Origin of the sequence: Rhodococcus sp. 008, from assembly GCF_001682295.1 — a bacterium.
Taxonomy (GTDB): Bacteria; Actinomycetota; Actinomycetes; order Mycobacteriales; family Mycobacteriaceae; genus Rhodococcus_F; species Rhodococcus_F qingshengii.
In genome coordinates, this window is the sequence record NZ_CP012749.1 from 2,582,594 (window position 1) to 2,594,049 (window position 11,456).

Genomic DNA, 11,456 nt, shown 5'->3' on the forward strand with positions numbered 1-11,456 from the left:
AGCTCAACGGACATATCGAATTCCGATCACCCCAACGCGAAACGGTATTAACAACCCTTTGGCGTTCCTGAGTAGCGTCCCAGAAACACCGAAGTCGACACACAGAACTTCGACAGTCGGACCAACCACGGGCAACGGCGCCCGTACGAACAAGTAAACGAACCGGAAGGACCGAAATGGCAACCAGCATCGATCTTGTCGCCGATCTCGGCGAAGGTTTCGGCACGTGGACCATGGGCGCCGACGATGCTCTGCTCGACACGCTGACTTCGGCCAACATCGCTTGCGGATTCCATGCAGGCGATCCACGAACCATGGATGCGACCGTGCGGGGGTGCGTATCGCGCGGTATCGGCATCGGCGCGCATCCGAGTTTTCCGGACCTCGCCGGATTCGGACGTCGCGCGATGGATCTCAGTGAGAACGAGGTCCGAACCGACGTGCTGTTCCAACTCGGCGCCCTTCACGCCTTTGCGGTCGCGAACGGAACGTCGTTGTCGCACATCGCTCCCCACGGCAAACTCGGGAATCTTGTTGCTGTACGCCAGGATTACGCGCGCGCCGTCGTCGATGCGGTCGCGGCCTTCGATCCGTCGTTGATCGTGCTCGCCCAGGACGGGGCGTTGGCCGACGAGGCGACTGCCCGCGGATTGAGCGTCGGCATCGTCGGAATCGCGGATCGCGCATACAACTCCGACGGAACTCTCGTGCCCCGCAGCGAGCCGGGAGCGGTGATTCACGACGTCGACGTTCTGGTCGAGCGGACCGTTCGGATGGTGGTCGAGGAAGTCGTCGAAGCTGTGGACGGCACGTTGATCCCGGTTGTCGCCGATACGGTCCTCGTGCACGGTGACAACCCCGGTGCCGTCGCGAACGCGAAGGCGATTCGCGCCGCGCTCGAGGCCGCCGGTGTCACCATTGCGCCGCTGACCCGGGTCGTGGCGTCACGGCGGGCCCGTGATGTCGGGTGTCCCGCGTGAAGACCTACGTCGCCGACTGCGGTGACGCCGCCGTTCGCGTCAGTGTCAGCGGCGGGACCGCCGAGCAGAACTGGAACACCGTTCGATCGATCGCTGCACGTTTCGATCTCGGTGCCGACGGCATCGTCAGCGTCATCCCGACATACGACGCCCTGCTGGTCGAGTTCGACAACCTCCTCACCGACCACGACGCCGTCCGCGGCCTGGTTCGCGAAGCAACGACTATCCCCCGACCACTGGAAGGTGAACCTAGGACGTTCGAGATCCCCGTCGTCTACGGGGGCGAACACGGCCCGGACCTGGGTGATACAGCGCGGTTTCTCGGCGTCACCGAAGCCGAAGTGGTGCGCCTTCACTCCGCAGCCCCGTTGGTCATGCGTTGCTACGGCTCACCCGGCGGCGCCCCGATGCTCGACGGCCCGGCGTTCGGCCTTCCCATCCCGCGCCGATCGAGCCCGCGACCGCACGTCGCGGCCGGTTCCGTTGCGGTGGCCGGACGTCAGGCAGTCGTTTCGGCCAGGCCTGCGCCCGGCGGTTGGGCAGTGATCGGCCGGACCCCGCTCATCTTGGTCGATCCGGCGTCGGAGCAGATTTCTGCCTACCGCCCGGGCGATCTGTTCGTCTTCCGTGCGATCGACGCCGATCGCTGGGATGACTTCGACGGACGCTCGCTCCTGCCCGTAGGGGGTGATCCCCATGGCTGAGACCGTCACCGTCCTGACTCCCGGAATCAGCTCCGTCCAGGATTTGGGGCGTGGATCGGCGTCACAGTTCGGTCAGGCGACGGGCGGCGCAGCCGACCAGATCAGCGCGGAGATCGCCAACGCGTTGGTGGGTAGTAGGCGCGAGGCCCCGCTACTGGAGTTGACGGCCCTCGACTTTTCAGCGTCGGCGTCCACGGATCTGCTGATCGCCGTCACGGGTGCACCCGCAACGGTGACGGTGGACGGACATCGGCAACCGCAGTGGGAACCGATCGTCTGGCGAGCCGGTCAGCGGCTTGCCGTCACCGGAATCCACGACGGATTGCGCGTCTACGTCGCCGTCCACGGAGAGCTGACGGCCGACTACCTCCTGGGCAGCTGCGCTCCCGACCAGGTCCTCGGATTCGGCCGTCACTTGACCGCGGGGGAGACGCTGGTCGTCGACACCGACTGCCCGCCGATCGACCACCCGGTCTTCCGGCTACCGCTGTTCCGGTTGTTGCCCGACCGACCGTCCTTCGGCAACGTGTGGACGCTCGACGTGACCGACGGCCCCGACATCGACGACTTCGGGGAGAGTGCAGCCGCGCTGTTCGGCACCGAATTCGTGGTGGGCGATCAGAGCAATCACATCGGGCTTCGGCTGGCATCTACCGATGAGCAGCCGCTGCCACAGCGCACCGGCACCGGCGAGGTCCTCTCGCGCGGCGTCCCCATCGGTGCCGTCGAAGTACCCGCTGGCAACGAACTTCTGGTCCTGCATCGAGGTAGAGGCGTCACCGCCGGTTATCCGGTGCTGGCAGTCGTCACCACCGTTTCACTCTCACAGCTGGGACAGGCCCGACCCGGGCACCGCGTCCGATTCCGGAACTGCAGCGTCGCAACGGCGGTTGCAGAGCACCGCGAACAGCAGCACCGCATCGCCTTGCTGAGGCGGCGTGTGGAGAACGTATTCACCACCCTCCGGATACCTCTTCACACCTCGGAAGCCCGAGTACCGAGCCACGTCGGCACCACACGCCCCGCGAGCGCTCCGCGCCGCGCGTCTATTTTGGAGACAGCATGACCAACACCATCGAAGCGGTAGACGGCCAGGTAGCCGACCCGCGCAAGGTCCGGAAAGTCGTCGCAGCGGGCTGCGTCGGCATCTTCGTCGAGCTCTACGACAACGGTGTCTTCGCGTTCATGGCGACGGCACTGGCCATCGTGTTCTTCGACGTATCGAAGTCGAGCGACGCGCTGATGCTGGTGTTCGCCGGCTACGCGGTCTCGTTCTTCGTTCGACCCCTCGGCGCGGTGGTCTGCGGCATCCTCGGCGACCGGATCGGTCGACAGAAGATGTTGGTGTTCGTCATCATGCTGATCAGCGTGGCGACCGCCGGTATCGGCTTGCTGCCCACCTACGCGGCCATCGGTATCGCGGCACCGGCACTGCTGATCTTTCTGCGGATCGTGCAGGGATTCTCCGTCGGTGGTGAAGCTGCCGGCGCCATGACGTTCCTCGCCGAACACGCCCCGGAAGGCAAGCGCGGCTTGATCACGAGCTACGCGCAGATCGCGTCGTTCCTCGCACTGCTGACCGGAACGATGATCGCGTTTGCCATGTCGCCGTGGCTCAACGCCGACGCGATCAACGGCGGCGGACTCGCATCGTGGGCGTGGCGCATCCCGTTCCTCATGGCCATTCCGATGGGAATCATCGGCTGGTACATCCGCCGCGCGATCTCCGATACCCCGAACTTCGAGCGGCTCAAGGAATCCGGCGGTTTGTCGCGCAATCCGCTCAAGGAAGCATTCTCCACTCCCGAACACCGTCGCGCCATGATCCTCGCCCTGTTCATCCCCTTGATGAATGGTTCCGGCTACTACGTTCTGTTCTCGTACATGCCCACGTTCCTCAAAGGCGATCAGATCGGATTCTCGACCGGGACAGCGCTTCTCGTCACCGCATCCAGCCTGGTCGCGATCTGCTTCGCGATTCCGTTCATGGGTGCTCTCTCCGACCGGATCGGTCGCAAGAAGGTCATCGCCGGTGCAGCTGCGGCAATGGCGATCGGAGCGATCCCCTGCTATGCCATGATCGTGACCGGCAACGTCGGCCTCGCCGTTCTCGGTGCCTGCCTCATGGCAGTGATCTTCGCCGGGCACACAGCCGTCATCCACATCCTGATCGTCGAACTGTTCCCCACGCGGGTTCGCTACTCCGCCTACGGTTTGGGTTACAACATCTCGTCCGCACTCTTCGGTGGTACCGCACCGTTGTTGATGACCTGGTTGATCCCCGAATTCGGTATCTACGTTCCCGCCTTCTACGCGGTCATCACTGCAATCGGCACGCTGATCGCGGTCAGCACCATCACCGATCGCGCCCACGTTCCGCTACGCGACACTCTGTGACTTCTCGCGTGAGTCACTCCTGATCCGGCCCGGTGGCCGCCTGCAGTCCGCGGCGGCCGCCGGGTCATACCAATTTCTTCCTGTAGGAGCACACAATGCCTTTCTCCGATTACCGCACAGCTCTCGTCACCGGCGCCAACACCGGAATGGGTGCCGCCGTCACCGAGATGTTCACCAAGCGCGGACTGACGGTCTACGGCGTCGCCCGCAATGCCGACAAGCTCGGTGAGGTTGCCGATCGCACCGGAATGATCCCTCTGCCCGTGGACATCACCGACACCGCCGCGCTCGCCGAAGCTGTCGGCGGACTGGAGATCGACATCCTCGTCAACAACGCGGGGGTGTCCGCAACCGGAAACATTCTCGACGCCGAAGAAGCATCGGTCGACGCGATGGTGGACGTGAATCTTCGTGCAGTGCTGCACCTGTGCCGCATTCTGCTGCCGGGAATGGTGGAGCGCGATCTAGGTCATGTCGTCAACATCAGCTCCATCGCCGGCCTGTACAACTTCTACGGCCACACTGCCTACCACGCGACCAAGGCTGCGGTGCACCAGATTTCGCGCCAGCTGCGAAACGACTGCATCGGCAAGCGGATTCGAGTGACCGAGATCTGCCCTGGCCGGGTCGAGACCGAGATCTTCGGTCGCAACCTCGGCGGCACGCCCGAAGCCATGAAGGAAGCGTGGGAGACCTTCTACGAAGGCTACGAATCCATCACTACCAAGGACATCGCGGATACCATCGAGTTCGCGATCGACGCCCCTGGCCACGTCAATCTTGGTCTCATCGAGGTGCTCCCCACCTTCCAGGTGCCCGGTGGCCTCGACTTCATCCGTCGCAACGACTGAGAGAGCGCATCATGAGTTTTGTACTACCGGAAACGACGCTCGGAGTGGTGGCCCATGCGGCAGGTGACCTGCGGGTCGAGCATGTTGCGTTGACTGCGCCGACCGCCGAGCAGGCAGTGATCGAGATCGCTTACGGCGGTGTGTGTGGATCAGATCTGCACTACTGGACGCACGGCGCGGCGGGGGAGTCGATTCTGAAGGCACCGATGCTGCTCGGTCACGAGGTGGTCGGCACGGTCGTGACGGCCGCGGCGGACGGAACGGGGCCGGCAGTTGGAACTTCCGTGGCCGTACACCCCGCAACGCCCGGTGGGACCGCGCCTCGGTTCCCGAGCGATCGGCCCAACCTCTCGCCCTGCTGCACATACCTGGGAAGTGCAGCGCAGTACCCACACACCGAGGGCGCCTTCGTGAAATACGCAGTGCTCCCGACACGCATGCTCCGGGAACTGCCCGAGGGGTTGGACCTGCGGACTGCGTCGGTAGCCGAACCGGCAAGCGTTGCCTGGCACGCTGTTTCGCGAGCGGGAGACGTACGCGGGAAGAAGGCGCTGGTCGTCGGCTGCGGACCCATCGGCGCACTGGTCGTGGCTGTGCTCAGACGAGCAGGCGCGCAGTCGATCACCGCGGTCGACGTGCACGACGTTCCGCTGCAGATCGCGTCGACGCTCGGTGCGGATCGGGTTCTCGAGGCCACCGACGCCGAGGCAGTCGCCGCATCCGATGCCGACGTGGTCGTCGAGTGCACCGGCAATCATCGCGGGCTCGAATCCGCTATTCGCGGGGCGACGCGCGGTGGACGGGTGGTCATGCTCGGGCTTCTTCCGTCCGGACCTCAACCGGTACACATTTCGCTGGCGATCACGCGAGAGTTGGAGTTGGTGGGCTCATTCCGCTTCAACGACGAAATCGACGAGGTGCTGCTCGCCCTCGCCGACGGTTCGCTTGCTGTCGATGCTGTTCTCACACACGAATATCCGGTCGAGGAAGCTCTGGAAGCCTTCGCAGTCGCCAAGGATGCTTCGGTGTCGGGGAAGGTGCTGTTGCGGTTCTGAGTCCTTCGACCCTGTGCGCCTTTATTAACCGCGGGCGGTTAATAAAGGCGCACAGCAGGTTATTCGACCACCAGGCCCTTGGCTTCCAGCAGGGCAGTCAGATTGCTCACCTCGAGTGGGGTCTCGCCCCGCTTGTAACGCTCGATGTACCCGGCTTCGGCTTCGTCACGGGCACGCGAGAGTTCGATTGCCTCGGCAACCTCCTCGCGGCGGACCACGACAACGCCGTCGCAGTCGCCCTTGACGACGTCACCGGGATAAATGACCTGTTCTCCGAAGACCAGGGGATGGTTGATCGGGCCGAGAGATTCCTTGACGGTTCCCTCGATGTACACGTGCTTGGAGAAGACGGGGAATCCGAGTTCGCGGATCTCCCGGGTATCGCGCACTCCGCCGTCGGTGACCAGTGCGGTAATGCCGCGCGCAACACAGGCATTGGCGAGGACATCGCCGAACTGGCCGGCGGCTTGATCACCTGAAGAGACGATCAGGACGTCACCCGGCTGTGCGTAGCTGATCGCAACCTGCAGCATGAGGTTGTCACGGGGATGGCACTTGACTGTGAAGGCGGAGCCGCAGAACTTCATGTCGCGGTCGATCGGTTTGATCGCCGGATGCAGCGACCCCTTACGTCCCTGTGCCTCGTGAATCGTGGCCGCGGAGAACGTCCCCAGTTCGGCAATCAGGTCCTTGTCCGCGCGATCAATTTTCGTCTTGACGTGAATCATCTTGTACTCCAGAAAGTATGAAAGATCAGGAAAGGCGTTCGACTGCCGCGGCGATCTGTGCCGCGGCCTTTTCGAGGACGGCCTCGGAGGTGGCGAAGGAGACACGGAAGTACGGCGATGCGCCGTAAGCCGAACCCTGAATGGTGGCAACCGACGCCTCGTCGAGGAGATAGAGGACGAGATCCTGGTCGGACTCGATCACGGTGCCATCCGGGGTCTGCTTGCCGATCAAGCCGGCACAGTTGACGAACAGGTAGAACGCACCCTGCGGCACGACGGGCTCGAGCCCGGGGACAACACTGAGGAGGTGAGCCGAGAGGTCGCGTCGTCGTCGGTAACTTCGTACGGATTCGGTGAGGAAACTCTGGTCGCCGGTGAGGGCTTCCACGGCTGCGGCCTGGCTGATCGAGGACGGGCAGGAAGAACTCTGACCCTGCAGTTTGTTGACGGCGCCGATCAATCCGGAATTTCCGAGTCCGTATCCGAGTCGCCACCCGGTCATGGCATGAGACTTGGAGACTCCGTTGGTGACCAGTACCTGATCACGGAGGTGCGGAGCGACCTGCAGCAGACTCGGGATCGGAGCGTCGCCGAAGTTGATCTCGTCGTAGATCTCGTCGACCAACACACTGACATGGGGATTGGCCTCGATCACTTCGGCGAGGGCCTGCAGCTGCTCGCGGGTGTACACAGATCCGGTGGGGTTGCCCGGGGCATTGAGGATGACCCACTTGGTGTTCGAAGTGATTGCAGCGGATAGTGCTTCGGCTGTGAGAAGAAAGTTGTCGGACTCCTCGCACTGAACGATCACCGGAGTTCCGTCGTGAGCGAGGACCATATCCGGGTACGAAACCCAGTAAGGGGCGGGAACGATAACCTCGACGCCGGCTTCGACCGTCGCCATGAGAGCGAGGAAGATGACCTGTTTCGCGCCGCCGCCGACGGTGATCTGGTTGTCCGCGTACTGGATTCCGGTTCGCGAAGCCGCGCGTGCTGCGATTGCCTCGCGTAGAGCCGGGATGCCGTTGACTGCGGTGTACTTGGTCTGACCCGTGTTGATCGCAGTGATCGCCGCAGACTTGATGTTGTCGGGTGTGTCGAAATCGGGCTCCCCGACGGTCAGGTCGAGTATTTCACGGCCCTGGGCCTTCAGCTCGCGCACTCGTTGTGCGGCAGCCACACTCGGCGACTCCCTGATTCTGTCGACGCGCGCAGCCGGAACGAAAGTCGCCATGATGGTCTGCTCCTGGGTCCGGGGTGAGCGTGGATTCCCGTCGTCGACGAGCCACAGTTCTCACTCGGTGATCCGTTCGACCATAGGGTCCTACCAGGGCATCTGACCAAGACCGAACCGTTGTGGCCCGATAAGCAAACGTGATGGAGCGGCGACGGAATCAGACCGACAGAACGCGCAGATCCTCGAGACCGTCCACGACGGGAACGCGCCACGACGCAAGCTCTTCCGGTCCCTGCTCGTCCCACAGCTCGAACAGTTCCGAATCGGTCGATGCGATGGTGCGCTCCACCATTTCGATCAGCCAGGTGAGCCGTTCACTGGTCAGAGCCGCGGTGAAGGAGTCGAGATCGAGGTCCTGGGCGGCGGGGTCGCGTTTGCGATCGGCGCGCACGATCAACACCAATTCGAGCAAGGCGACGGCGATTTGGCCGCCGTCCACCTCGAGGTAGTCGTCCTCGAATGCCCACTCCACCGATTCGAAGGTGAAGTCACCGTGCCCGATGGACGCGATCAAATCCCCTGCACCGTCGTTATCGAACGGTCCCGATCCCCACGCGCCCACTGTCTACTCTTTTCCGATTGCCGTCTCAGCGCGCTTCGAGCGCGATCTTCGCTCCGAATCCTAGAAGAACTGTTCCGGTTATGCGCTCGAGTGCCTGTCGCACTCGGGGCTTCTCGAAGGTGCTACGCGCTCGCGAGAGAAGGACCACGTAGCCACTGAGCCACACGATGGTGATGGCTGCGTGGATGAGCACCAGCAATGCAAGCGACGGTCCCGTCGGCCACCCGGCCGGAACCAACTGCGGCAACAGTCCGGTGTAGAAGACGGCGATCTTGGGGTTGAGCAGGTTGGTGGTGAAGCCCGTCTTCCATGTCCCGGCCTTCTGCGATCGTGGAGCGTCGGCATTGTGTTGCATCCGCGACGTCCGGCTCTCCCACAGTGCTCGCACACCGAGATAGATCAGGTAAGCCGCGCCGGCGAGCTTGACCACCGTGTACGCCTCGGCCGACGCGGCGAGGATCGCCGAAAGCCCGAGGACGGTCAACAGACCCCACACCAGAAGGCCCGAGACGATGCCGGCCGCTACCCGGAAACCGGCAGATCTGCCCGCGCCGAGAGCAGCCTGCGTCACGACGGCCATGTCGGGCCCGGGGACCAGAGTCAGTAGGGCGAGCACAGCTGTGGCGGCGAGCAGAGCGGTCAGCATGCAACAAGTATGAAGTCGGGGTGGGGAGCATTGTCGGCCGGTGGTGTCGGGCCTGTGAACAAAGAGTGGCGCGGCGGTGTGAACTGCATGGACACGCCCGGAAACCGGCGTCTCGCGAGCCCTGTTCGACAAAGTTATGCACACTGTGGGGAAACGAATCGTTGCAGGTAGGAGGAATAACTCTGTTGTAATTCATCCTTTTGTCCACAGGTTATGCACATTTGGGAAGTGGATGTGAATGAAGTTATCCACACCTGTGTGTGCATCGGTGGAGAACTGTCCAACTCCATTGGATACCCGCGAGTAATAAATCCCAACCAGTGGGTTGACCCCGGGACGTTCGTCCTGTCCAATCGAGGGTCAGCGGTAGTCGTGCGATGCTCAGGGGGCGCTTGACGGATGCGGAGATTTGGGTTTGTCGGGATTGTGTTGGTCGTGCTCGCGCTTGTCGTGGGCGGAGTGGCGTATGCCGAACCGGCACCTGAAAACCCACCAGGAGATTCGGCCGGTCAGGCCGGGGCTCACATCAATCGCATAGAGCAGTTGTCGCCCACACGCAGTGCCGTGTTCGTCGAGTCGCCGGCCATGCGACGCGAGGTACAAGTGCAGGTTCTGCATCCAGCGTCGAGCGCCGGTTCACGTCCGTCCTTCTACCTACTCGACGGAGTCAGTGCCGGTTCGGAATCCGGATACTCCGAGAGCACCTGGACCCAGAAGACCGACATCGAAACGTTTTTCGCCGACAAGAACGTCAACGTCGTTCTCCCCGTGGGTGGCACCGGCAGTTTCTACACCAACTGGAAGAACGACGATCCGAACCTCGGTGTGAACAAGTGGGAATCGTTTCTCGCAGAAGAACTTCCGACGTTGATCGATTCTGCGTTTTCCGGAAATGGGACGAACGTGGTCGGCGGGGTGTCCATGGGTGCGCTCGGCGCGGCCAACCTCATCACACATCACCCGAAGCTCTACACCGGATTGGCCTCGTACAGTGGCTGTCTCGACAACTCCGAATCGTCCTCGCAGGATTCCGTGCGGCTCACCGTGGCCAGCAAGGCGGGCGACGCCACCAACATGTGGGGTCCGGCGTCGGACCCCGACTGGCAAAAGCACGACCCGTCCACCAACGCGGAAACGCTGCGAGGGAAGACGATCTACGTGTCCTCCGGTACAGGTGCGCCCGGAGAATACGACAACGTCTTCACCCCGAGTGGACTGCAGACTGCCATCGAAGGCGGACCGCTCGAGGCGCTCGCTAATACGTGCACACAACTGTTCGAAGCGAGGTTGGGCGAGTTGTCGATTCCCGCAGTATTCGCGTATCGGAACGACGGCACCCATTCGTGGCCGTACTGGCAAGACGCGCTTCACGATTCCTGGCCGACGGTGAAGACGGCGCTGGGAATGTGAGCTGAGAACTACTCGGCCAGTGCCAGTTCGAGCAATTGGAGGGCGCCGTCACGGGTCTGCGCAGCCGCGATGAACCCGGCCTTGTGGCAGAAGACCGAACTGTCGACGCCCGTCTGGGCGGCAAGATCCGAGCCGTTCAGGCCGCGCCACGGCTCCGGCAACAGCTTTCGTGAACCGAACTTGGAGTCAGCAGGCTTGACCGTCTGAATCGACCAGCCGCCGTTGGTGTTCGGGAAGATGGTGAACAGCAGCTCTGGCTGGGCCGACGCGGCGCGGCCGTGGGGAACGAAGCGTTCCAGCACGACGAAGCGCGGATCCGTTGCTTTTTCGTAGGTCTCGGTGAACTCGCGCTCGGCCGCCGCGTCGCCGGCATACTTGGCGCGCAGGCGAATCAAGACCTGGGTTGCGAGAACGACGGCCAGCTCGAACTGGGTGTCGAACTCCTCGTCGGTGGACGAGATCGGATTGAAAAGGTCCAGCACGGACGACAGATCAAAAGGCTTGGTGCCGTAGTCGTTGAGGGTGTAGATCTCTTGGCCGTTGTCGACGGCGTCGATGCCCTCGACCAGTCGGCTGTCGATACGGCGGAACACGGAGGCGTCGCCTTCACAGAACTGCAGGCCGTATTCCTGCCAGAGCAGACCGAAGGCGGAGTACAGGATGCCGTTGCTGCGCTCGCCGGCATCACGCTGGTGATGGTCGAAGCGCCCCTCGGCCGGGTTGTAGCGACCGCCGACGTCGAGCACGATGTCCGCGCTGCCCAGGACGGACTCGTCACGGCTGCGAACGACGGTGGCGTCGGGGTACAGCTGCTTGAGCAGCGATACGCCGAAGACGTCGTCTGCATGGAACTTGCCGTTATGGGTCGCGATGATCACCCGTCGAG

12 protein-coding genes are annotated in these 11,456 nt (G+C 63.1%); 7 read left to right on the forward strand and 5 right to left on the reverse strand.

The window, feature by feature from the left end; translation table 11 throughout:
* Positions 1-176: 176 nt before the first annotated feature.
* The 6 genes from AOT96_RS12070 (at position 177) to AOT96_RS12095 (ending at position 5,987) form a co-directional block, all read left to right on the forward strand.
* Complete coding sequence (locus tag AOT96_RS12070; RefSeq protein ID WP_054827080.1) at positions 177-980, forward strand: LamB/YcsF family protein; 804 nt, start codon at positions 177-179, stop codon at positions 978-980.
* Positions 977-1,684 carry a 5-oxoprolinase subunit B family protein gene (locus AOT96_RS12075; protein WP_172403470.1) on the forward strand — a complete coding sequence of 236 codons (708 nt, stop codon included), beginning with the start codon at positions 977-979 and terminating at the stop codon, positions 1,682-1,684. Before AOT96_RS12070 ends, AOT96_RS12075 begins: the two co-directional genes overlap by 4 nt.
* The gene (locus AOT96_RS12080) at positions 1,677-2,750 is read left to right on the forward strand and encodes a biotin-dependent carboxyltransferase family protein (RefSeq protein WP_007731701.1); all 1,074 of its coding nucleotides are present in this window, start codon (positions 1,677-1,679) and stop codon (positions 2,748-2,750) included. The genes AOT96_RS12075 and AOT96_RS12080 overlap by 8 nt, the downstream gene beginning before the upstream one ends.
* Positions 2,747-4,081, forward strand: a complete 1,335-nt coding sequence (locus tag AOT96_RS12085) for an MFS transporter (protein WP_047271513.1) — start codon at positions 2,747-2,749, stop codon at positions 4,079-4,081. Before AOT96_RS12080 ends, AOT96_RS12085 begins: the two co-directional genes overlap by 4 nt.
* A gap of 95 nt (positions 4,082-4,176) precedes the next feature.
* The gene (locus tag AOT96_RS12090; protein WP_007731698.1) at positions 4,177-4,932 is read left to right on the forward strand and encodes an SDR family oxidoreductase; all 756 of its coding nucleotides are present in this window, start codon (positions 4,177-4,179) and stop codon (positions 4,930-4,932) included.
* A gap of 11 nt (positions 4,933-4,943) precedes the next feature.
* Positions 4,944-5,987, forward strand: a complete 1,044-nt coding sequence (locus AOT96_RS12095) for an L-idonate 5-dehydrogenase (protein ID WP_030535776.1) — start codon at positions 4,944-4,946, stop codon at positions 5,985-5,987.
* Positions 5,988-6,046: 59 nt separating this feature from the next.
* On the opposite strand, the gene AOT96_RS12100 is transcribed toward AOT96_RS12095, so the two are convergent.
* The 4 genes from AOT96_RS12100 to AOT96_RS12115 form a co-directional block, all read right to left on the reverse strand.
* Positions 6,047-6,715 carry a 4-carboxy-4-hydroxy-2-oxoadipate aldolase/oxaloacetate decarboxylase gene (locus AOT96_RS12100; protein ID WP_007731695.1) on the reverse strand — a complete coding sequence of 223 codons (669 nt, stop codon included), beginning with the start codon at positions 6,713-6,715 and terminating at the stop codon, positions 6,047-6,049.
* A gap of 25 nt (positions 6,716-6,740) precedes the next feature.
* Complete coding sequence (locus AOT96_RS12105; RefSeq protein WP_065351787.1) at positions 6,741-7,949, reverse strand: aspartate transaminase; 1,209 nt, start codon at positions 7,947-7,949, stop codon at positions 6,741-6,743.
* 160 nt (positions 7,950-8,109) lie between these two features.
* Positions 8,110-8,514 (reverse strand): DUF4259 domain-containing protein, encoded by a 405-nt coding sequence (locus AOT96_RS12110; RefSeq protein ID WP_064113851.1) that lies wholly within the window; start codon positions 8,512-8,514, stop codon positions 8,110-8,112.
* 25 nt (positions 8,515-8,539) lie between these two features.
* A complete protein-coding gene (locus tag AOT96_RS12115) occupies positions 8,540-9,160 on the reverse strand; it encodes a LysE family translocator (RefSeq protein WP_007731691.1) in 621 nt (206 codons plus the stop codon).
* A 399-nt stretch (positions 9,161-9,559) separates the two neighbouring features.
* Between AOT96_RS12115 and AOT96_RS12120 the strand changes: the two genes are divergently transcribed.
* Complete coding sequence (locus AOT96_RS12120; RefSeq protein WP_065351788.1) at positions 9,560-10,570, forward strand: alpha/beta hydrolase; 1,011 nt, start codon at positions 9,560-9,562, stop codon at positions 10,568-10,570.
* Positions 10,571-10,578: 8 nt separating this feature from the next.
* Here AOT96_RS12120 and AOT96_RS12125 read toward each other — a convergent pair whose 3' ends face one another.
* A complete protein-coding gene (locus tag AOT96_RS12125) occupies positions 10,579-11,448 on the reverse strand; it encodes an MYG1 family protein (protein WP_047271521.1) in 870 nt (289 codons plus the stop codon).
* Positions 11,449-11,456: the final 8 nt, after the last annotated feature.